Source organism: Variovorax sp. P1_G12 (assembly GCF_056405555.1).
In genome coordinates this window covers 89,762-110,143 of record NZ_JBFUBW010000017.1, presented here as the reverse complement: position 1 = coordinate 110,143, position 20,382 = coordinate 89,762, and the positions used below count along the sequence as shown (strand labels likewise).

25 protein-coding genes and 1 pseudogene are annotated in these 20,382 nt (G+C 64.2%); 13 read left to right on the top strand and 13 right to left on the bottom strand.

All coding sequences use genetic code 11. From position 1 onward, the window contains the following. Positions 1–12: 12 nt before the first annotated feature. Positions 13–1,149 carry an ABC transporter substrate-binding protein gene (locus AC1D2O_RS20420; protein WP_478089180.1) on the bottom strand — a complete coding sequence of 379 codons (1,137 nt, stop codon included), beginning with the start codon at positions 1,147–1,149 and terminating at the stop codon, positions 13–15. A 384-nt stretch (positions 1,150–1,533) separates the two neighbouring features. On the opposite strand from AC1D2O_RS20420, the gene AC1D2O_RS20415 reads away from it, so the two are divergent. Next, entirely contained in the window at positions 1,534–1,764 is a 231-nt protein-coding gene (locus AC1D2O_RS20415) for a YHYH domain-containing protein (RefSeq protein ID WP_478089182.1), read from the top strand. Positions 1,765–2,026: 262 nt separating this feature from the next. On the opposite strand, the gene AC1D2O_RS20410 is transcribed toward AC1D2O_RS20415, so the two are convergent. Beyond that, positions 2,027–3,289 (bottom strand): MFS transporter, encoded by a 1,263-nt coding sequence (locus AC1D2O_RS20410; protein WP_478089179.1) that lies wholly within the window; start codon positions 3,287–3,289, stop codon positions 2,027–2,029. 62 nt (positions 3,290–3,351) lie between these two features. On the opposite strand from AC1D2O_RS20410, the gene AC1D2O_RS20405 reads away from it, so the two are divergent. The 4 genes and pseudogenes from AC1D2O_RS20405 (at position 3,352) to AC1D2O_RS20390 (ending at position 5,922) form a co-directional block, all read left to right on the top strand. Further along, positions 3,352–4,338: a chromate resistance protein ChrB domain-containing protein gene (locus AC1D2O_RS20405; RefSeq protein WP_478089178.1), complete on the top strand. Its 987-nt coding sequence runs from the start codon at positions 3,352–3,354 to the stop codon at positions 4,336–4,338. Between the two features lie 36 nt (positions 4,339–4,374). Continuing rightward, a pseudogene (locus AC1D2O_RS20400) lies at positions 4,375–4,500 on the top strand (chromate resistance protein ChrB domain-containing protein); the annotation flags it as partial. 41 nt (positions 4,501–4,541) lie between these two features. After that, positions 4,542–5,288 carry a superoxide dismutase gene (locus AC1D2O_RS20395; RefSeq protein ID WP_478089177.1) on the top strand — a complete coding sequence of 249 codons (747 nt, stop codon included), beginning with the start codon at positions 4,542–4,544 and terminating at the stop codon, positions 5,286–5,288. 19 nt (positions 5,289–5,307) lie between these two features. Beyond that, entirely contained in the window at positions 5,308–5,922 is a 615-nt protein-coding gene (locus tag AC1D2O_RS20390; RefSeq protein WP_478157800.1) for a hypothetical protein, read from the top strand. Between the two features lie 181 nt (positions 5,923–6,103). On the opposite strand, the gene AC1D2O_RS20385 is transcribed toward AC1D2O_RS20390, so the two are convergent. Then, positions 6,104–6,565, bottom strand: a complete 462-nt coding sequence (locus tag AC1D2O_RS20385; protein ID WP_478157799.1) for a GNAT family N-acetyltransferase — start codon at positions 6,563–6,565, stop codon at positions 6,104–6,106. A gap of 68 nt (positions 6,566–6,633) precedes the next feature. On the opposite strand from AC1D2O_RS20385, the gene AC1D2O_RS20380 reads away from it, so the two are divergent. After that, the gene (locus tag AC1D2O_RS20380) at positions 6,634–6,801 is read left to right on the top strand and encodes a hypothetical protein (protein WP_478089174.1); all 168 of its coding nucleotides are present in this window, start codon (positions 6,634–6,636) and stop codon (positions 6,799–6,801) included. Between the two features lie 202 nt (positions 6,802–7,003). Continuing rightward, the gene (locus AC1D2O_RS20375) at positions 7,004–7,942 is read left to right on the top strand and encodes a phosphate acetyltransferase (RefSeq protein WP_478089173.1); all 939 of its coding nucleotides are present in this window, start codon (positions 7,004–7,006) and stop codon (positions 7,940–7,942) included. Positions 7,943–8,028: 86 nt separating this feature from the next. Here AC1D2O_RS20375 and AC1D2O_RS20370 read toward each other — a convergent pair whose 3' ends face one another. Beyond that, on the bottom strand, positions 8,029–8,166 hold the full coding sequence (locus AC1D2O_RS20370) for a hypothetical protein (RefSeq protein ID WP_478157798.1): 138 nt from the start codon (positions 8,164–8,166) through the stop codon (positions 8,029–8,031). A gap of 26 nt (positions 8,167–8,192) precedes the next feature. Between AC1D2O_RS20370 and fabI the strand changes: the two genes are divergently transcribed. The 3 genes from fabI to AC1D2O_RS20355 all read left to right on the top strand — a co-directional run bounded on the left by fabI (position 8,193) and on the right by AC1D2O_RS20355 (position 11,887). Continuing rightward, a complete protein-coding gene (gene fabI / locus AC1D2O_RS20365; protein WP_478089172.1) occupies positions 8,193–8,975 on the top strand; it encodes an enoyl-ACP reductase FabI in 783 nt (260 codons plus the stop codon). A 102-nt stretch (positions 8,976–9,077) separates the two neighbouring features. Further along, positions 9,078–11,393: a DUF3141 domain-containing protein gene (locus AC1D2O_RS20360; RefSeq protein WP_478157797.1), complete on the top strand. Its 2,316-nt coding sequence runs from the start codon at positions 9,078–9,080 to the stop codon at positions 11,391–11,393. A 74-nt stretch (positions 11,394–11,467) separates the two neighbouring features. Beyond that, the gene (locus AC1D2O_RS20355; RefSeq protein ID WP_478089170.1) at positions 11,468–11,887 is read left to right on the top strand and encodes a hypothetical protein; all 420 of its coding nucleotides are present in this window, start codon (positions 11,468–11,470) and stop codon (positions 11,885–11,887) included. Between the two features lie 33 nt (positions 11,888–11,920). Here the strand turns inward: AC1D2O_RS20355 and AC1D2O_RS20350 are convergent, their stop codons facing one another. Then, entirely contained in the window at positions 11,921–12,487 is a 567-nt protein-coding gene (locus AC1D2O_RS20350; protein WP_478089169.1) for a hypothetical protein, read from the bottom strand. Positions 12,488–12,567: 80 nt separating this feature from the next. Here AC1D2O_RS20350 and AC1D2O_RS20345 point away from each other — a divergent pair, with 80 nt between their 5' ends. The 3 genes from AC1D2O_RS20345 (at position 12,568) to AC1D2O_RS20335 (ending at position 13,781) form a co-directional block, all read left to right on the top strand. Further along, entirely contained in the window at positions 12,568–12,729 is a 162-nt protein-coding gene (locus AC1D2O_RS20345; protein ID WP_478089168.1) for a hypothetical protein, read from the top strand. 359 nt (positions 12,730–13,088) lie between these two features. Next, entirely contained in the window at positions 13,089–13,487 is a 399-nt protein-coding gene (locus tag AC1D2O_RS20340) for a nuclear transport factor 2 family protein (RefSeq protein ID WP_478089167.1), read from the top strand. An 84-nt stretch (positions 13,488–13,571) separates the two neighbouring features. Continuing rightward, positions 13,572–13,781 carry a hypothetical protein gene (locus AC1D2O_RS20335; protein WP_478089166.1) on the top strand — a complete coding sequence of 70 codons (210 nt, stop codon included), beginning with the start codon at positions 13,572–13,574 and terminating at the stop codon, positions 13,779–13,781. Between the two features lie 36 nt (positions 13,782–13,817). On the opposite strand, the gene AC1D2O_RS20330 is transcribed toward AC1D2O_RS20335, so the two are convergent. The 8 genes from AC1D2O_RS20330 to AC1D2O_RS20295 all read right to left on the bottom strand — a co-directional run bounded on the left by AC1D2O_RS20330 (position 13,818) and on the right by AC1D2O_RS20295 (position 20,352). Beyond that, the gene (locus AC1D2O_RS20330) at positions 13,818–14,438 is read right to left on the bottom strand and encodes a flavin reductase family protein (RefSeq protein ID WP_478089165.1); all 621 of its coding nucleotides are present in this window, start codon (positions 14,436–14,438) and stop codon (positions 13,818–13,820) included. Positions 14,439–14,458: 20 nt separating this feature from the next. After that, a complete protein-coding gene (locus AC1D2O_RS20325; RefSeq protein WP_478089164.1) occupies positions 14,459–14,983 on the bottom strand; it encodes a flavin reductase family protein in 525 nt (174 codons plus the stop codon). A gap of 4 nt (positions 14,984–14,987) precedes the next feature. Further along, positions 14,988–15,401 (bottom strand): RidA family protein, encoded by a 414-nt coding sequence (locus AC1D2O_RS20320; RefSeq protein WP_478089163.1) that lies wholly within the window; start codon positions 15,399–15,401, stop codon positions 14,988–14,990. Between the two features lie 86 nt (positions 15,402–15,487). After that, positions 15,488–16,738, bottom strand: coding sequence for an LLM class flavin-dependent oxidoreductase (locus tag AC1D2O_RS20315; RefSeq protein ID WP_478157796.1), 1,251 nt, complete (start codon positions 16,736–16,738; stop codon positions 15,488–15,490). A 40-nt stretch (positions 16,739–16,778) separates the two neighbouring features. Next, positions 16,779–17,705: a LysR family transcriptional regulator gene (locus AC1D2O_RS20310; RefSeq protein WP_478089530.1), complete on the bottom strand. Its 927-nt coding sequence runs from the start codon at positions 17,703–17,705 to the stop codon at positions 16,779–16,781. After that, positions 17,705–18,610 carry an alpha/beta hydrolase gene (locus AC1D2O_RS20305; protein WP_478089531.1) on the bottom strand — a complete coding sequence of 302 codons (906 nt, stop codon included), beginning with the start codon at positions 18,608–18,610 and terminating at the stop codon, positions 17,705–17,707. The genes AC1D2O_RS20310 and AC1D2O_RS20305 overlap by 1 nt, the downstream gene beginning before the upstream one ends. A gap of 24 nt (positions 18,611–18,634) precedes the next feature. Then, positions 18,635–19,549: an ABC transporter permease gene (locus AC1D2O_RS20300; protein WP_478089532.1), complete on the bottom strand. Its 915-nt coding sequence runs from the start codon at positions 19,547–19,549 to the stop codon at positions 18,635–18,637. Then, on the bottom strand, positions 19,549–20,352 hold the full coding sequence (locus tag AC1D2O_RS20295) for an ABC transporter ATP-binding protein (protein WP_478089533.1): 804 nt from the start codon (positions 20,350–20,352) through the stop codon (positions 19,549–19,551). The genes AC1D2O_RS20300 and AC1D2O_RS20295 overlap by 1 nt, the downstream gene beginning before the upstream one ends. Between the last annotated feature and the right edge of the window lie 30 nt (positions 20,353–20,382).

Here is a 20,382-nt window from a genome sequence, read left to right as displayed (position 1 = left end):
CTCTGCTCGCTGCTATTTCGCCGGCACGATCTCGACTTGCTTGCCGACACCGACGCCATCCATTTCGTTGATCTGAATCGGCGTGGCCACGGTGCCGTTGGGTTCGAACGAAACCTTGCCTCCCACGAAATCGAAAGTCCTGGCGGCCATGCGACCTGCCTGCAGGTTCTCGCCGCTCAGCGGCTTCCCTTGTTTTTGCAGGTTCGCGGCGAGTTGGGCGAAGAGCCGAACCGCGTTGTAGTAGTTGGCCGCGTAGCTGCTGGGCGCCTTCCCGTATTTCTTCTTGTAGTCGTCGAAGAACCGCCGGGTCGCAGGGTCGTTCGAATTCCAGTCGATGTGTTGACTGGTGTAGAGAGATCCCTTCGCTTCGGGCGAGGTCTGGATCTCGGGTACGGAGAAAGACGAGTAGCTGGCAATGGGTTGCGTGACACCGTTGTCGCGCAGCTGCTTGATGAGCTGGTACTGCTGCGATCCGTAGGACGCCAGATAGATGGCATCGGACCTGGTTTCGCGGACCTTTGCGGCAATGCCTCCGAACTGCTGCAGCGAGGCCGGTACCGACAGCGCCTCGGTCAGCGTGCCACCGCTGGCGGGCAGCGCGGCTTCGAGCTCCTTGCGAACCGACTGGCCCAACGGGTCGTCCACATAGATCAGCGCGACCCGCTTGAGACCTCGGACCTTGACCATGTGAGGAACGATGGCGCGCACCTCGAAGTTGGCAAGCGGGATCACGTTCCAGAAGTAGGGGCCGAGTTCCGCAAGGTCAGGGCCCACGCCGCCGCCATTGACCGAGACGGTCCGAGTGCGTTGGCCAATGGCCGAGATGGCCTTGGAGACACCCGTGAATGCGCTCAAGACATAGGGAACCTTGTCGACGTTGACCAGCTTGTTCATGGCGATCACGCCCCGCTGCGGCAACGCCTGGCTGTCTTCAAAGACGATGGACAGCTTGCCTTTCAGCATCTGATCGGCATTGACATGCTCGACCGCGAGATTCGCACCGGATGAAAAAAGATCCCCGTAGCTGGCGTTGGGCCCGCTGAGTGGAAAGATTGCACCGATCTTGATGTCCTGTGCGTGAGCCGCTGCGCCCATCAGAAATGCGGCGCACAGAAATCCCTCGCCAATCAGACTGTTGAGTTTCTTCATTGACTCCCTTTCAGACAACTTCCAATGACACCAATCACTTCTGCGAAAGCGTCGGTAGCTTGGTTGCACCCTCTTCGCGGTGCAATCAGTCTTCCTGAAGGGGGGCATTCGAAGCCTAGAAAGCGGGGATAACCCCGTGCAATTAATTCGTGAGTGTCAGCTTTGTTGGCGGATTGTCAGGAGGGGGCATGCGGCGCATCGACTGTGGGGAGCGATGGCTTGGACTGAGCGCGGTGCAGTGATGGAAGAGGTGCTGCACGACGTGCCGCTCGCACCGCGAGTTCGCCAAAATCCTGGAGACCAGGGACTGGCGCGGAAGAATGCGCCCGCGCGTTGAACCGCCGCCGCCTGCCGCACAAGGTGCGCAAGGGCGCGCACGAATCCATGCTTTTAGCGACAAATGTCACCTGCGCAGAGGCAAACCCTTGGAAGGCTGCCACGAACGGTCGTAGATGCTCTGCGGGCCTACTTTTGGGCGAGGAGAAAAGCATGAAGAGATTCGTTGTTGCGATCGCGGTATTGATGATGAGCGCTGGAGCTTTTGCGCATTCCGGCGGCACGGACAGGGCCGGTTGCCACACCGACCACAAGAGCGGTGGGCGTCACTGCCACTAGGAGCGTTCGAAACTCGCCCGCAAACCGAAGTCGTCGCTTGACCTTGCAGGTACAGACATGCCGGTAGGTCAACCGCGCCCTTCCCAAACCCGGATGACGCGCGACACTGGATCGCCCCGGCTGCGTTCAATGAGGTCCGCGCGCGATACCCGACATAGAGCCCGACCAGGATGATCAACTCGGTCGACCCTCTTGTCAGCACGCCACGCCATGCACTCCCCGGCGACGCCGTGAGCGGCGGGCCCTTTGACGGTAGGAATGCTCACTGTCCGTCGAGCCGACTGCGGCGCATAGCGCGCCACAGTGTCAGGTCGTAGGTGATCTTGAGCAAGCCGCACACGATGAGCGGCAGCGAGATCCAACCGGCAGCGAACATCGCCCCGCTCAATGTCGGGCTGATCGCCGCTGCCAAGCTGCGAGGCACGGCCGTGAAGCTCGCGGCTGCGCTGCGCTCGGCGGGGGTGACCACGGCCATCACATAGGCCGTGCGCGTGGGCACGTCCATCGACGACAAGGCGCTGCGGATCATGAGCAATCCCAGCGCGATCGGCAGGCTGGGTGCCAGGGCGGCCAGCACCAGGCAGATATTCGCGGGCAGGTGCGTGAAAACCATGGTGTTCAGCAGCCCGATGCGCTTGGCGACCACCGGCGCAGCCAACTGGGAGGCGGCGCTGAGCAACCCGGTCCAGAAGAAGAACGTTCCGGCCTGCGTCAGCGAGAGGCCGTAGCGCTCCAGCAGCCACAACGACATCAACGCGTTGACCGTCAGCCCGCCGGCGAAGGCATCGACGCTGAAGAGGGCCGCCAGTCGCACGACCACACCGCGCGAAGGGCCCAGAGGTGCCGGCGCGGCAGGCACACTGGACCCGCCATTCGCTCCTGCCTGCGCCGGAAGATTTCGATAGAGCCAGAGAACAGCCAGGCCGATCGCGGCGTAGACCAGGAACATGCCCCGCAGCGCGTCCGCGCGCGCCAGTTCGCTGTGCCGAACCAGCCAGTCCGGCACCGCAGCTGCCAATGCTCCCAGCGCCGCGCACAGGGCGCCCAGCAGGCTGTAGCGTGCGAACAGGGCGGTTCGGGCATGGCCTTGTGCTGCTCCAGCCAGGCGGGCGTGCTCCAACGGCAGGAAGACGCTCACGTCGCCCGAGCTGGGGTTGAGCGTGCCCACGAGTGCGACGATCAGCAGAGGCCAGAACGACGACACGCTCGCGAAGCCCAGGCCCGTGGCGGCCATCAACAGGGCCGCGCCGCGCAGGAGGTTCCCGCCGGCGAAGCGGTATCCCCAGGCGCCGACCGCGAGAGTGGCCAGCGCCGAGCCCAGCATCGTCGCAGTACTGACGATGCCGACCTCCAGCGTGCCAAGTCCGATCGAAAGCAGATAGGCCGGCAGCAGCACGGCCATGTAACCGTCACCGAAGGCGCGCAGCCCCCGTGCCACGAGGATGGAAACGGCGCCGGCATCGACCCCCGATGGCAGCAGAAATCCGAACCCACGAAGACGACGAGGCAAGGGTGCTGATTTCATCGACGTACTTGCAGGATGGATTCTGTTTGTAGAGATAGAGACACGTATGTATTATTCGCTACATGTCTCGCCTCGATGCTTGCCCCGATACTGCCAAGTGGTTATTGCTGATCGTCTCGCTGCCGACGCAGGGCGCGACGGCGCGCATGCGGATCTGGCGGGCTCTCAAGGCGATGGGGTGTGTAGCGCTGCGGGATGGTGCCTATCTGCTGCCCGAGGACGGATCGCGCCGGAATGCGCTGCAAGAACTCGCGGATGAATGCATGCGCGAAGGAGGCAGCGCCTGGCTGATGGCGGTCGCGCCGGCCAATATTGCCGACGCCGGTGCCTACCCGCAGCTCTTCGATCGCAGCACCGAATACGCAACGCTCATCAAGGGCTGGAAGGACGCTGCGGCTGGCTTGCCCTCGCAGGGCGTTGCAGAACTGACGCGCCTGCAAAAAAAGCTGCGCCGAGACTATGAAGCACTCGTCGCCACCGACTTCTTCCCCGGCGAAGCGAGCCTCGAAGCCGAGGCCGCGTGGATCGACTTCAACCGGCGCATCGATGGCGTACTGTCGCCGGACGAACCGCACGAAACCGAAGGCCAGATCCCGCGCCTGAGCATTGCTGACTACCAAGGCCGGGTGTGGGCGACTCGCCGGCGGTTGTGGGTCGATCGCGTGGCCAGCGCATGGCTGATCCGCCGATTCATCGATTCGGACGCGCGTTTCCAGTGGCTGGCCAAGACGAGCGACTGCCCGCGCTCGGCGCTCGGCTTCGACTTTGACGGCGCCGCCTTCACGCACGTCGGAGAACGGGTCACCTTCGAAACCTTGCTGGCGAGCTTCGGGCTCGAAGGTGACCCTGCGCTGATGCGCATGGGCGCGATGGTGCGCTCGCTCGACATGGGCGCCGGCTCGGTCGCGGAAGGCGCCGGGTTCGAAGCGGTGCTCGCCGGTGCGCGCGAGCGCCTGCCCGACGACGATGCCTTGCTCGCTGAGATCGGCAGCGTGCTGGATTCGCTGTATTCGCACTTCGAACGCGAAGCTGCTCGCGCCAAAGCTTGAAGAGGACGAGGGAAAGATGAACCGAATCGGCAGGGCTATGCCATTTCTCTGGGGTTGTCGCACACGTTCGCAAACGATCACGAGATTCTGCGGCACGGTCTCGTGATGTACGACGCGCCGTACGCCTGGTGCCAATCGCACCGGACTCAGGCAAGCACGTGACCGCGAAACCCATCGAGCACACAGCTCGGACGGAGATTCAGATGAATCGTGAAGCAAAGCCCACACGCCGAGATTTCGTCACGACGGCCGCCGCAAGCGCGGGAGTTCTCGCCCTGTCGGGCACCGCCAGCGCCGAAACCGCCCCTTCGAAGGAGATGTCCATGAGCAATGCCCCAGCTTTTCAGAGCAGCGACGCCTTGAAGCCCTTGCCGTTCGATCCCGCGAAACTGAGCAATTTGTCAGAGCGGTTGATGCGCTCACATTGGGAAAACAACTACGGAGGTTCCGTAAAGGCCTTGGCCGTGGTGAAGAAGCGCCTCGGCGAAGCGCTGGCCGACAAAGACCTGCCTCCTTACGTCTACAACGACCTCAAGCGCGAGCATCTGCTGCGCACGGGCTCCGTCGTCTTGCACGAGGATTATTTCGACAACCTCGGCGGCAATGGCAGCGCGGGCGCGTCAGAACGCCAGGTGATCGCGAAGGCCTTTGGCAGCTTCGACGTCTGGGAGACCGAGTTCCGTCGCATCGGGGCCGGCCTGGGCGGTGGATCGGGCTGGGTGGTGCTGGGCTTCAACCAGCACACGAGGCAACTCGAAAACTACTGGATGGCCGACCACGCGCACGGCCCGGCGGCCACCACGCCGATCCTGGTGATGGACATGTACGAGCACGCCTATCAGATGGACTTTGGCGCGGCGGCGGCGAAGTACATCGACGCCTTCTTCCAGAACGTTCAGTGGGAGAAGGTTGCCGCGCGCCTCACGGCGAGCGGTGCAGCCAAGACGTGAGGCCGTCATGAAGCGAAGCATGGTGGTCGCTGCAACTTTGCTCGCGGCCGGCTCGCCCTTCGCGCAGACCGTGGGCTTCGACACAGATGCGGTCGGCAGTCCACCCGCCGGCTGGACCTGCGGCGTCACGGGGCGCGGCAATCCGAGATGGACGATCGAGGCAGACCCCGGCGCGCCGAGTCTGCCCAACGTACTGCTGCAGTCGGGATCCGGTACCTTCCCCTGGTGCGTTCGCGCCGAGGCGGCCATCGCCGATGGCTTTGTCGAAGTGAAGTTCAAACCGATCAAGGGCCGCGAGGACCAGGCCGGCGGTGTCGTCTGGCGCTGGAAGGATGGCAACAACTACTACGTGGCGCGCGCCAATGCGCTGGAAAACAATGTCTCGCTTTACTACACCGAGGGCGGCGTGCGCAAGACGCTCAAGTACGTGGATGCGCCGGTGTCGGCGGGTACGTGGCACTTGTTGCGCGTGGAGTTCGTCGGAAAACGCATCGCAGTACTGCTCGACGGCAGGGCCACCATCGACTTCGAGGATGCGCACATCGAAGGCCCAGGTGCGGTTGGCGTCTGGACGAAGGCAGACAGCGTCACGGCGTTTGACGACTTCGGTTTCGGGCCTGCTCGAAAGCAATAGCCCGAGTCGACAACTGCGATCCGCGTCATAGACATCTTGCGCGGGGCGCTCTGCGGGGTGACAGGACTGCGCCGTGAAGCGGCGTCGCGTGCTCACAGCCGGCGACGAAAGCCAAGTTGAATGTGCCTTGGGCGGCATGGCGGTGCTGTCCCGCAGCCGGGCGCCAGCTGGCGAACTCCGATCAGGCGCCCGCCCCGTCGCGGCGAAATTCGAAGGTGTACATGCTGTCTGCCTCGGTCGGCGCCGCGATGCAGCGCCAGCGCATGCGTTCGAAGAAGCGTCTGGCAAGTTCGTTGTCCCGCATCACGCAAGCTCGCCAGCAGGAGACGCCGGCGAAGAGCGAATTCCGAAGAAGGGCATCGACCACCTGCAACCCGATGCCTTGTCGCTGCAGTCCCGGCTTGACGGCTATGTCGGTGATCACATGGAAGGGATGCTCCGGCGTCGGCGAACAGAGGCCAGCCACGGCGACCAATTCCCCGTCTGCGAGAAAGCTGAACTGATGACTGGCGGTATCAGTCAACACATGGCGCAACCACTTGTCATCCATGGGGCCGAGTTGTTTGTTCAGCCAAGGATCGTCGAACCAGGTGCGATATTCATCGAAATCATGTTCCTTGAAATGCCTGGAATCCATATGCATTGCCTCCCTATCGCGAATGCAGAGTGCGCAAAGGCCCAAGTTGACTATCGACTTCAGCCGCGAGGCTAGTGCACGCTGCCGCTCCAGCAGCGGCGAGAGCCAAGATCGGAGGATTCCTGGCTGATCTTCGGACGACGGTTGGCCACGACTTCGCGCCCGAATGGCTCAAGCAGGTCACGCAGATGGTCGACCCGGTCACCCACAGCCTGCTGCTCTGGGCGCTGATGCACGCGTGAAGCTGCTGCCCGTCCCGACCCTGCCGCCGGCAACCCTTGTCATCACGTTGTCATTCCGAAGGATTCACATGGTCGGGCCGTCGGGCGCGCCGAAGCCGCCATTGCTGTCCTTGTTCGTGAGGCCGCATCCGCCAGGCCCTGGCCGTCCGGGCCAGGCCTGCGCGTCGCAGGACCATGCCGCAGGCGAACGCGAAGGAGTGACATGACTGCGAAACACGAAAAGTACCAACGCCTGATCGACGCCTGCAAGTCGATCGCGCCCACGCCGACGGCCGTGGTGCACCCGTGCGATGCATCTTCGCTGGAGGGGGCGATGGAGGCGGCCCGGCTCGGCCTGATCGTGCCGACCCTTGTCGGCCCGCACGAGCGGATCCTGGCAGTCGCCGCCTCGGGCGGGATCGATCTGACCGGCGTCCAGATCGTCGACGCGCCCCACAGCGAGGCGGCCGCGGCCATGGCCGTGCAGCTGGTGCGCGAGGGCAAGGCCGAGGCGCTGATGAAGGGCAGCCTGCACACCGACGAGCTGATGGCCGCCGTGGTCAGGCGCGACACCGGCCTGCGCACCGCGCGGCGCGTCAGCCACTGCTTCGTGATGGACGTGCCGGGACACGAAGATGCCTTGATCATCACCGACGCGGCGGTCAACATCGCGCCCACGCTGGAGGCCAAGGCCGATATCCTGCAGAACGCGATCGATCTCGCGCACGCGATGGGGGTGCCGCAAGTGCGAGTGGCCATTCTCTCGGCGATGGAGACCGTCAATCCGAAGGTGCCGTCCACCGTCGAGGCCGCGGCACTGTGCAAGATGGTGGACCGCCACCAGATCACGGGCGCGCTCGTCGATGGTCCGCTGGCATTGGACAACGCCATCAACCTCGAAGCCGCGAAGATCAAGAAGATCGATTCGCCGGTGGCGGGCGGTGCCAACGTGCTGCTGGTGCCCGACCTCGAAGCCGGCAACATGCTCGCCAAGAGCCTGTCCTTCCTGGCGGGGGCCGATGCCGCGGGCATCGTGCTCGGCGCGCGGGTGCCGATCATCCTGACCAGCCGGGCCGATTCGGTCCTGACCCGGCTCGCCTCTTGCGCGGTCGCGGTGCTGGTCGCCAAGGCCCGTCGCGAGGCCGCCAAGGCCGTGGGGTGACCGCATGGCCGATGTGATCCTCGTTCTCAACGCCGGCTCGTCCAGCGGCAAAGCCCTTCGAGGTCGTTGTGAAGCTCGTTCCCGACCTACCCCAGGTCGGGCGGGCCGCGGCTCAGCGCAGCGGGCAGCAAGGTCTCGGTGTGGGTGATACCCACCAACGAAGAGTTGATGATCGCGCGCCATACCTGCAAGATCGCGTGCCAGCCGTCGGAATAGAGACCCATTCACCGAATACGCAAGGAGCCTCATCGTGAGCATCGAGATCCCTCGCCCGATCCTGAACGGCGCCAAGGTGCTGGTCTGCGGCATTGCCAACGAGCATTCGATCGCCTATGGCTGCGCCAAGGCGTTTCACGAGCTCGGCGCAGACCTGGCCATCACCTACCTCAACGAGAAATCGAAGGGCTACGTGGAACCGCTCGCGCGGCAGCTGGAGGCACCGATCTTCATGCCGCTCGACGTCTCGCAACCGGGCGAGCTCGAAGCCGTGTTCGCCCGGATCGAGAAGGAGTGGGGCCGGCTCGACGCGCTCGTGCACTCCATCGCGTGGGCGCCCAAGGACGACCTGCAGGGCGGCCTGCTGGACTGTTCGGCGGAAGGCTTCGCGAAGGCGATGGATGTGTCCTGCCATTCGTTCATCCGGATGGCCCGGTTGGCGGCGCCGCTGATGAAGGACGGCGGAACGATGATCGCGATGAGCTACTACGGCGCCAACAAGGTCGTTTCGAACTACAACGTGATGGGGCCGGTGAAGGCGGCGCTGGAGGCATCGGCGCGCTACCTGGCCTACGAACTGGGCCCGAAGGGCATCCGCGTGCACCCCGTCTCGCCGGGGCCGCTGAAGACCCGCGCCGCCTCCGGCCTCAAGGACTTCGACCTGCTGCTCAACGAGGCGGCGCAGCGTGCGCCGCTCGGCGAACTGGTCGACATCATGGACGTGGGCTTCACCTGCGCGTTCCTGGCCACGCCCTATGCGAGGCGGCTCTCGGGCGAGACCGTCTACGTCGATGGCGGCGTGCACATCATGGCGTAGTGGCTCGACAGATTCACCAGCAAGTCCCAAACTCCGTTTCGGCGGGGGCGGCCTCCCACCTTTCGTTCTGCGGCGAAGAGCCAACATCTGAAGGAAGTCAACATGTCCAAGACAAGCAGCACCACCACGCGTGCCACGCTCGCCAATCCACCGTCTGGCACCCCGCCGTCGATGTCCGCCATGACGGGCCTGAACCCCGCCCTGCAGGCCTGGGGGGAGTACATGACCGACGCCGCGCAGCGCACCATCCTGTTCTGGGACACGCTGCGCCAACGCAGCACCCAGTACTACGCGCAGAAGAAGCAGGAAGTGCCGCATGTGCTGAGCTTCGACGCCGAACTGGTGCTGGACGCCCGCACTTTCGACAAGCCGGTCAACTATCTGCTCGTGCGCATCAAGCCGGCGCAAGGCGTGGTGATCGATCCCCTGAAGCGGCCGTTCGTGGTGGTCGATCCGCGAGCCGGGCACGGGCCGGGCATCGGCGGCTTCAAGGCCGACAGTGAAATCGGCGTGGCCATGCGTGCCGGCCATCCCTGCTACTTCGTCGGTTTCACGCCCGAGCCGATGCCGGGCCAGACCATCGAGGACATCATGGACGTCGAGGCGGTGTTCCTGGAACGCGTCATCGAGCTGCATCCCAAGGCAGAGGGCAAGCCCTGCGTCATCGGCAACTGCCAGGCGGGCTGGGCCGTGATGCTGGTGGCCGCGGTTCGGCCTGAGCTGTTCGGCCCGATCATCGTCCCCGGTTCGCCCCTGTCGTACTGGGCCGGGGTGGAAGGCGAGAACCCCATGCGCTACACCGGTGGCCTGGCCGGCGGCAGCTGGATGACGGCGCTGACCAGCGACCTGGGCAACGGCAAGTTCGACGGCGGCCACCTGGTCGAGAACTTCGAGAACCTGAATCCCGCCAACACGCTGTGGACCAAGAACTACGACCTGTGGTCGAAGGTGGACACCGAGGGGCCACGCTTCATCGAGTTCGAGAAATGGTGGGGCGGCCACGTCAACCTCAACGGCGAGGAGATCCAGTGGATCGTCGACCAGTTGTTCGTCGGCAACCGGCTGGCCACCGGCGAGATCGTCACCCGCAAGGGCGAGCGGATCGACCTGCGCCAGATCCGCTCGCCGATCGTCTGCTTCTGCTCCAAGGGCGACAACATCACCCCGCCGCAGCAGGCGCTGGGGTGGATCGTCGACCTTTATGGCAGCGACCACGACATCCTGGCCTGCGGCCAGACCATCGTCTATACCGTGCACGAAACCGTCGGCCATCTCGGCATCTTCGTCTCGGGCGGCATCGCCAAGAAGGAACACCAGGAGTTCGCCTCCAACATCGATTTGATCGATGTCCTGCCCCCCGGGCTGTACGAGGCCGTGCTGACCCCGAAGACCGCCGATGCGGCCCACCAGGAAGAGATCGTCGGCGACTGGATCGTTCGCTTCGAGCCGCGCACCCTGGACGATGTGCGCGACATCGTGCGGCCCGACCCCGCGAACGAACGCCGCTTCGCCACCGTTCGGCGGGTGTCCGAGATCAACCTCGGCCTGTACCGCACCCTGTTCCAGCCCTTCGTGCGGGCGGCGGTCAACGAACAGACGGCCGGGTGGATGAAGAAGATGAGCCATGCCGAGCTGCCGTTCGAGATCTTCTCCGAGCGCAACCCGCTGATGCAGCAGGTGGCCCAGCTCGCGGAGCAGGTGCGCCAGCAGCGCCAACCCGTTGCGCCCGACAACCCGTTCCTGGCGTGGCAGGCCAGGATCTCGGACGGGATCATCGCCGCCCTCGACGGCTATCGCGATCAGCGCGACCGCCGCATGGAGAAGACCTTCCTGGCCATCTACAGCTCGCCGGTTCTTCAGGCCATGGTGGGGCTGGGCGCCTCGGACGAGCCCGTGCGCCGGAAGCCGGGGCGGGACCCGGAGCACGTGGCGCGCATCCAGGAGCGCATCGCCGAGCTCAAGGCGCGCATTGCCGAGGGTGGTCCTCGCGAGGCCGCGATCCGCGCCCTGGTCTATATCGGGCTGGCGGGGGCGGGCGTCGACGAACGCTCGTTCAACACATTGCGCGAGATTCGCGCCGAACACGAAGGGCTGACGCTGCAGGCGTTCAAGCAGATCGTGCGCGAACAGTATTTCAATCTGCTCGTCGACTGCGAGGGAGCCCTCGCGGCCATTCCGAAGATGTTGCCGGCTGACCGGGCCCTGCGCACGCGCATGCTGGAGGCGCTGCGCCGAACCGTCCAGGCCACCGGCGAAGTGACGGGCGAACGCGCGCAGCGGCTGGCGCAGGTCGAAAAGCTGTTCAGCACGGGCCTGCCCACCGCCCCGCCCCAAAAGGCAACCCTCAAGGCCGTCCCCAAGGCAGTCCCCAAGGCCACCCGCAAGGCCACCCGCAAGGCCACCCGCAAGGCCGCCTGAGCCATGAGGTCCTGGCGCCACACGCATGGAACGCCAACCGTCGCTTTGTCTGTGGGGTGGCATGCTCGGCATCCATGAGACAGCAGCATTACTGGACACTGTGTTCCCTACTGGCGATAAGCAGCCTGTCGGGCTGCGACCTGCTCTCGTCGGAGCCCTCGGACCCCTTGCTCAGCAAGGAGGCGATCGCCACGCGTGAGGCACCTCCGGAACTCGTGTTCCAGGGCCAGCTTGCCGGGGAGTCCCAGTTCTTGCTGGTTCACGATTGCGAAGTGTTTCGTGTCGAACGCGGCGACCTGGGTCGCGTGAAATGGACCAGCGTGCTGGCGCCGGATTTCTACCCGAGCTGGACGTCGTGCGAGCGCCAGTCGCTGTCGTTCAAGGCAGGTGCAGTGACCGTCACGCTGGGTCGCCAGGCCTTTGGCGCCGGGGGATGCTGTGCCACCGGCGGCACCTACCGCTCGGTCGATGGTCGAACCTGGAAGAAGCTCTGAAAGGGGCCGTTCCATCGCCAAACGCGCATCAGCTCAGGCCGCCTGCACGGCAACGAGCCATAGCTGCGCGCCTTGCTGTGGCGTCGAGGTCCAGGTCACGTTGTAGGTACCGGCCGCGCCAACCTGCCTCACGGCCACGGCGCACTGCACCAATGCACCAGATGCCAGTACCGAATCGATCACCGTGAACCCGTTGTCGGGCACGGCCGTCTTGTCCAGGTCGACACCCGCGTCCCCCCACCACCATGCGACGAGCAGTGCAGGGCCGGTGGTGGTGACACTGGCGCTGGTCAAGGGCTGACCAGACAGCACCTCGCGCCACTGCACATCCTGCACGGCGCCACCATCGGTGATCTCGACAACGCTCAAGGTCGTCTCGTCGGTGACGGTGGGCTTGGCCACGGTGAGCACGTGACCGACCATGCCCCGGGCCTGCTGGCAGGTATGCAAGACCGTCCCCGAATTGGGCCAGAGGGTGTAGATGTGCGCCGCATCGAGCTGGACGAAGAGATTCCCCGCGTTGTCCGTCGGTGCGATGGCAGAAAGAACACCCCGCCCGACGCAGGCCAACAGGGTGCTTCCGATCGTGCGCGTGGACATGCCGGAAGTGGACAGCGATGAGGACGACACGCCATCACGGTTGAAGACCAGCGCGTGGGCGCCGAGGGCTGGCGCCGCTGTTGCAGGTGGAGGTGGAGGTGGAGGTGGAGGTGGAGGTGGAGGCGGAGGCCGAGGCGCAGGTGCAGGTGCAGGGGGAGGTGGAGCAGCAGGTGGAGGAGCTGCAGCAGGTGAAGGAGCAGCCAGTGTTGTCTGGCCGCCGGAGCCTCCGCCACAGGACGTGAGCGCTGCAAACCCGGATGTCATGCAGACCGCCGCAAACGCCCACATCCGGCGCAACAGGCCGCGGCGCTCGTTGATCAGTGACGCGGCCGGGTCGGAATCGGCCGCTTGTTGCTCGGCTTGCTGTTCATTCATTGAGACCTCCATAAACATGTGGTTTCAACCAGGCGAACGCGCCAGCGCCTGTCGGCGTGAAAAAAACTTGGATCGTCCTCGCGCCTTGGCTGTAAGTCAAACTGCCCCATTTTTGCTGAAGGGGTGCTTGCGGAGCGCGAGCAGGCCGACCGCACCGCGCGCCGGGTTGAATTGAAGAATCGCGTGACTAAACTTTGAGGTTCCCTGTTCAGCATGGAGACGCGACATGAGCACCCCGACCGAAGTCGCCCAGCAGGCCTACGCCGCTTTCGGGCGCCGCGACATCCCGGGAATTCTGGCCATGCTCACCGACGATGTGGACTGGCGGTTCTACGCCAGCCCCAGCACCGGTATCCCGTACGGGGGCAGGTACACCGGCAAGAAACCCGTGGAAGCCTGGTTCGCCACCCTGGCCGAGAACGAGGACATCCAGCAGCTCGAACCGCGTGAGTTCCTGGAAGGACCGGATCACGTGACGGTGCTCGGCTGGAATCGCGCGAGGCCGCTTCCGAACGGGACGGTGTTCGACAGCGAGTGGGTCCATGTGTTCACGCTGAAGGGCGGAAAGATCAGCCGCTGGATCGGCACCGCAGACACGGCCGCTCGGCAGGCGGCCGCGAAGTAGCCGTCCTCCGATTGCCTTGAAGGCGAAATCTCTCGAGCGGGCCGGCGCCGACCAGGCTTGCTCCACAACAGCAGGAAGACCACCATGACCATTGCAGGTCCGATTCCGACCCTCTACGGCGATATGCAGCCGCTCCTCGATTGGCAGGCGGCCTGCGCAGAGACTTTGCTGAAGGCGCAGAGCTTCCAGCTCCAGATGCTGGGCGTCTGTCAGCAGCCTTTTGTCGCGGCCAACCAGGAACTGTGGGACCAATGGGTGGCCCGTTTCGGGGGCGGCGTGCCGTTGGACGGCTGAGCCCTCGCGATAGCGATGCGCTGGCGTTCGCGGCGCCTACCCTTTGGCGTCGCGACACCGTGACAGACTCGGGCAAACGCCATCTCTCGTGACAGAGAGGTAGCCTCCATCGTGATAGACGAGCGGCGCGGTCTCCGAGCGCGCACCGTTGAGTACGCGGCCAACGAAGATCGTGTGCGTGCCGACATCCATCTCTTCGACTGTTTCGCATTCGAGCGTCGCGAGCGCGCCCAGCAACATTGGAATCCCATGCTCGCTGAGCTCATGTGCGACACCCTCGAATGGATGGTCATGCTTGCCGGCGAACCGGTTACTCAGATCGACTTGATCCTCGGCCAGCACGTTGACTGCGAAGCGCCGGCTCGCATGGACGAGCGGGTGAGTTCGAGTCGATTTGTTGAGCACGACCAGCACTGTCGGCGGGTCAGCCGATACCGACGAGAAGGCCGTGGCCGTCATGCCGTGGATGCGACCTTCACGCGACGTCGTGATCACGGTGACGCCGTTGACCAAGGTGCGCATGATCGAGCGAAAGTGCTGTGCATCGATCATGAGGCTCAAGGGCGATGCGACCCCGTCGCCTCCCGGCATGGAAGTCACGGCGACGGCGGCGGCGCCAGGGGTCCTTGCCGCCTCGGATTGTCTGGCTTCGATCATGGCATGTCCCTTCTTTGCTGCTACTGTTCGTCCGAAAGCGCGAGCGCGCGATAGCTTCCCCTGTAGGCGACGAGCGGAGCGTGCGCCTGGCTGCTCGCGCAGTGCTCGATGCGTCCGACGATGATCTCGGTGTCCTCATGGACAAAGACCGCGCTGGTGCGGCACTCGAGCGCAAGCACGGCATTGGCGAGCACGGGGGCGCCTGTCTTGAGGTGCGTCCATTGCCCGACGGAGAATCTGTCCGAGCCGGACAGGCCGCGCCTGCCCCCGAACACCTCGGCGATCTCGTGCGAACCCGCAGGCAGGTAGCTGATCGCAAAGCTGCCGGCAGCCTTGATCGTCGCCAACGCGCTGGTGCTACGCCCCACGCAGACCAGCATGGTGGGTGGAGCAGCCGCGACATGGGTCACAGAGAGCGCCAGCAGGCCGGCGGGCATGCCTGAATGGCTCGCCGCCACGACGGCGGCGCCAACCGGACGCATGCTCATCAGGCGCCAGAACGTTCCAGGATCGATCCCGGTGGCCGGTGTGTCGAGCGTCGACATTGGCTCAGACCTCCGTCAGATGCGCGACGGCATCGATCTCGAGCAAGTACTCTTTACGCAGCAGCGAGTGCACGGTCACTCCCGAACTTGCCGGACCGTGGGGGCCGAAGTAAGCCGCGCGGATGTCGAAGTAGGCTCGCACCGCTTCGGCATCGGCCTCGGGCGTCAGGTAGGTCGTCAACTTGACCACGTCGGCCAGAGTTCCGCCGGCACGACCGAGCACGTCACGAAGTTTCTCGAGGCAGCGCTCGGCCTGAACCTTGAAATCGCCCAGCCCCACGGGCCGGCCATCGATGTCGGTCGCCGTGATGCCTGAAACGTAGATGACGTTGCCGGCCCGGACGCCGGGCACCCAGGTCGACTGCCAATTCTCGCTCGGCCATTTCTTGGGAAGCCGCACGATTCCAGTTGTTGTCATTCAATGTCTCCGGTTGCGAAACGTCCGTCCAGAATCCGGCGGCTGACAGGCCGCGGACGGCAAAGGATTCGAAAGGTGAGCGGCGCTCAAGCCGTCGCAAGCGCGTGGCGCGCCGCATTCGTTTCGACGCCGAGTTCCGCCATGCGTGGCAGAACCTTGTGGCCGAAGGCGCGCAAATCCGCGTCGTAGTCCGCCAGCACGACCATGACGCCGTCCAGCTTGGCTGCGCGAACCGTGCGCGCGATCCGCTCGGCCAGCGAATCGGCAGAGCCACTCAAGGTGTTGGACATGAGGGCCGACGCCGCCTTGGCCTGCTCCATGAAGACCTGCGAGCCTTGGTTGCTGGCCACTTCCTTGTCGTCGTTGTACTCGTCCATCATGCGAGCAACTGCGACGCGGTCGACGCCGGCATTGTAGAAATCGACCTTCTCCTGCGCCTCTTTGTCGGTGTCGCCGATGACCAGATTGAACAGTCCGAAGGTCTTGAGGCCGGGGTTCTGGTACTCCGCTGCAATCTCCTTGGCCCTCAGCGCACGGCCGATGAACTTGTCGTTGTCCTGGGCCGCCATGAACGCGACGTTGCAGTTCTGCGCGGTGAACTTGAAGCCGCGGTCGGACATGCCGGCACAGATGACTGTCGGCATCTTCGAAGGCTTCGGAAAGATCTGGCAGTCGTCCGTTTCGTAGAACCTGCCTTTGTGGGTGACGCTCTCCTCCGTCCAGATTCGACGGACCAGGCTGACCCACTCGTCTGCCAGGTCGTAGCGCTCGTCGTGGGGAAGATCCCGCCAGAGACCCATCTGACGCATCAACTGCGGCCTGGAGCCCGTGACGACGTTCAGTCCGATCCGTCCGGGGGCGATCTGGTCGAGTGTCGCGACGATCTTCGCGACCACTGCCGGCGGAAACACCATCATGTGGGCCGTGGCCCAGATGCTGATCCTCGACGTTGCCTGAGCCAGTGCGGCCATGCAGGTCAGCGATTCGAGGGAGTACTTCATCGCATTCGAGTCGCCGCCATAGCCGCGCCAGGTCGCCGGGCTCATTGCGAAGTCGAATCCCATTTCCTCGGCCGCAAGCGCGATGGCGAGGTTGCTGCTGTACGAGCCGGTCAGTGCTGGAGAGTTCGTCGACTTGATCCAGCCTCCGCTTATCACGGGAAGAAAGACACCGATTTCCGTCGAAACGGGGTTCTGATTCATAGCGTTCATTCCTTGCAAGAAACGCAAGATGCCGCAATCAGAGTCATGTCGATTCGTTGCGATCAGGCGTTGAATTGCATGATAGGTATGCCCGAAGATTGCATCGATACCAACGTTTGAACGCGAGGTTCGCAAACTCTCAAACTAAGGCAGCGAGCCGGCGTGTGTCGAGCCTTCAGCGCTGTGCTCGAACAGTTCTCGTGATGCAGTCGATGAACGCCTTGACTGCAGGCGACAGTTGACGACTTTGCTTTACCGAAAAGCCGTACTGATAGTCGATGCGGTACAGGTCCTTGCGCAGCGGACGCATCTCGTCGGTCGCGACCCAGTGGTTCGCGAAGTGCTCGGGGAGATAGCCGACATAGTTCCCCGAGAGAATCAGGTGCGCGGTGGCTTCGATGTGAAAGGTCTCGACCTGCGCAATCTCCAGATTCTGACCGAGGAGCGCCGGCGCCGGGTCGTACCAGCGAGACGAATACGAGGTGTTCCTCAGATCGCTTTCCGAGATCATCTCGTCCTTGATGCCGAAGAGCTTGTGCTTGGCCCCGCAGTACAGGTAGCTCGAGCGGCTCAGCAGGGAGATGTAGTCGAACTTGCTCGAGTACTCGTGCACGCTCGTGATGCCGATGTCGAGCTTGCCCTCGTCAATGCGTCTCTCGATCTCATCCGGATGGAAAACGTAAAGCTCCAGGTTCACGTCGGGGTTTGCCGTGGTGAAGTTCCTCAACCCCTCGCTGAGTCGAAGCTCATCGACCCAGACGAATGAGTCGACGACTGCAACCCGAACGCGGCCGTGCACAGACTCGCCCAGCGACTCGACTTCGTCCTGGAAGGTGTTGAGGGACTTCATCAGCTCGGTGGAAGCCCGATAGACCTTCACGCCATCGTCGGTCAACTCGAAGCCGCGGCGACCTCTTTCGCACAGGCGGACTCCCATCCGTACCTCGAGGTCGGCCAGATAGGTGCTGATCGTCGAGCGGGTGATGCCGAGCCGCAGTTCCGCGGCGGCGAGACCGCGGCATTCCGCCACCGCCTGGAATACCCGCAGCAGGCGAAGGTCGAGGTCACTGATCCGACCGAGTTTGGCGCGTCGTCGTCCCATCACATCTGGCGCGAAATGCCACCGTCAAGGATCAGGCGCAGCAGCGCTTGCGACAGGACGGAATCTTCCGATGCGAGGTCGAGAATCACATCGAAATGATTTCGGCCTGCCACCTCGAGCAGCGTCGAAGGGAAGCCCGCTTTCCGCCAAAGTCGATGGAACTCGACGGACTGGCGCTTGAAGCCGGCCGCATCGGCCTGCGCGTAGGCCATGACCATTGGACAGCCCTGCCGCGGCATGTTCACCATCGGACTCAGGGTCTGAACGGCGTGGTCGTCGAGCGGCATCCAGTCCTGGACGAAGGAGTTGGCGATCGGTGCCAGCTGGAACAGGCCGCTGATCGGCAGCGCACCCTTGACGATCGTCTCGGGCACGCCGCTGCCGTGGTGCCACCCGCCGGCAGTGAGGGCCGCCGCCAGGTGGCCGCCGGCCGAACTGCCGCCTGCGTAGATCCGTTCGGGATCGATGCCGAGGCGCGGCCCCTCGCGCCAAAGAAAAACGATGGCGGCGCGCACCTGCCGGACGATCTCGGCGAGCGTGGCTTGAGGTGCGAGTTCATAGTCCACCGCGACGGTGGCAATGCCGTGGCGGTCAAGCATCGCCGCCATGAAGGCCGAGTCGCGCTTGGAGAGCGTGCGCCAGTATCCGCCGTGGATGAACACGAATACGGGGCGCGGCTGCCTGGAGGTGCCATAGACGTCCAGGCTTTGCGCACTCAACGGGTCGTAGACGACATCGAGATGTGTGGCGCAGGGGCCGCCGAACCGCTCGGACAGGGAGCGGTAGCGTCCCATCTCGGCGTCGAAAACTTCGGGTGTGACCGTGGCGCGCGCGCCGTAATCCAGATCGATGCGCTGCCGCGGCCAGCAGCCCTCGTCGGCAAGTGGATGGAGGTGCGGCGTCATCGGGGGGCGCTGATCCTGTCGCTCTCAGCTGCTGCGCGACAGATCGGCCGCCGTGTCCGTCCAGAAGATCATCCGGCGGGAAATCCGGCGAACGACGGCATGCAATCCGATGCCGATCAGGCTCAGAACGATCAGGATCGCGAAGACGCCGGACGTATCCATCGAGAAGTTCCGCTGCAGGATCAGGTAGCCGAGCCCGGCCTGGGCGCCGACGAACTCGCCAACGATCGCGCCGATCACGGCCAGGACGATGCCGATGTCCAGGCCGGCGAAGACAAACGGCAAGGCATGCGGCAGTCGAATCATGTGGAACACCTGCCAGCGCGATGCCGTGCAGGCGGTCATCAGGTCGATCTGATCGCGCGGAACCGAGCGCAGGCCGACGATGGTATTGACGACCACCGGGAAGAACACAATGGTCGCCGTGATCACGATCTTCGAGGCGGCACCGAAGCCGAACCAGACGATGAACAGGGGTGCGACTGCCACCTTCGGCATGGTCTGGAAGGCCACCACGTAGGGATACAGCACGGCTTCCAGGAGCGAACTTTGACCGATGGCCGCGCCGAGCACAAAGCCCAATGCCGAGCCGATGACGAAACCAGCCAGGATTTCAGTCAGCGTCACGCCGAGATGCTGCACGATCTCGCCCGAGGCCAGGCCGTTGGCCAGCGACGCGATGACCGCGCCGGGAGAGGGGAAGATCAGCGGCGATACGTCGAACAAGCTGACGGCAGCCTGCCATACGGCCATGACGCAGACGAACACGGAGCCGGTCAGCAGGCGCCGGGTCCACATGCTCATCCCGAGCTGGCCGTCGCGCGCAGGGCGCTTGGGCACTTGCCCCTTGCTGTTCGTCGCGGTCTCTGCGGACCGTGCAGCGGCGCTGAGCGAAGCGGGCGCCTCGGAGGCGATGGCGGAGATGGTCGGTGATGTCATCAGTCGATTCCTCCCGACGCCTGGAGGTCGTTGCGGATGCCGCGCACGTAGACTCCAAATCGCTCGGTGTTGATCAGGTCGAGGGTGCGAGGGCCGGGCAAATCCACGTCGACGATGCGCGTCACGCGTCCCGGGCGCGGGGACATCACCACGACGCGATCGCCGAGGAAGACGGCCTCCGGAATGCTGTGAGTCACCAGCATGATGGTTGAGCCCGTGCGCTCCTTGAGCCGCAGGAGCTCGAGGTTCATCGACTCGCGGGTCATCGCATCGAGCGCACCGAACGGTTCGTCCATGAGCAACAGCGAAGGGTCATTGACGAGGGCGCGGGCGATTCCCACACGCTGTTGCATGCCGCCCGAGAGTTCGCTCGGGTATTTGGTCTCGAAGCCTGACAGGCCGACCATGTCGAGATAGTGGCGAGCACGTTCGAGCGCGCTTGCGCGGTTGCGCTTCTGTATCTCTGCAGGCACAAGCACGTTTTGAAGCACGTTGCGCCAGGGCAGCAGCACGGGCGCCTGGAATACCACGCCAACGTCGCGTCCCGGTCCACTGACGATGCGTCCGGAGACCGCCACCTCGCCGTTGCTGGCCCGTGCCAGACCGGCCAGGATCCGCAACAACGTGCTTTTGCCGCATCCGCTCGGACCGACGACGGTGACGAACTCGCCCTTCTGAACTTCGAAGCCGATGTTGCTCAGCGCAGCGACATCGCCGCCATCCTTGGATCGATAGGTCTTGTTGACCTTCGCGAACCGGAAGGCTGGCGGGACGACGGGGTTTATGGAAATTGAAGCTTGCATGGGGAAGTGATTGGTTTCATGACCTTGGTT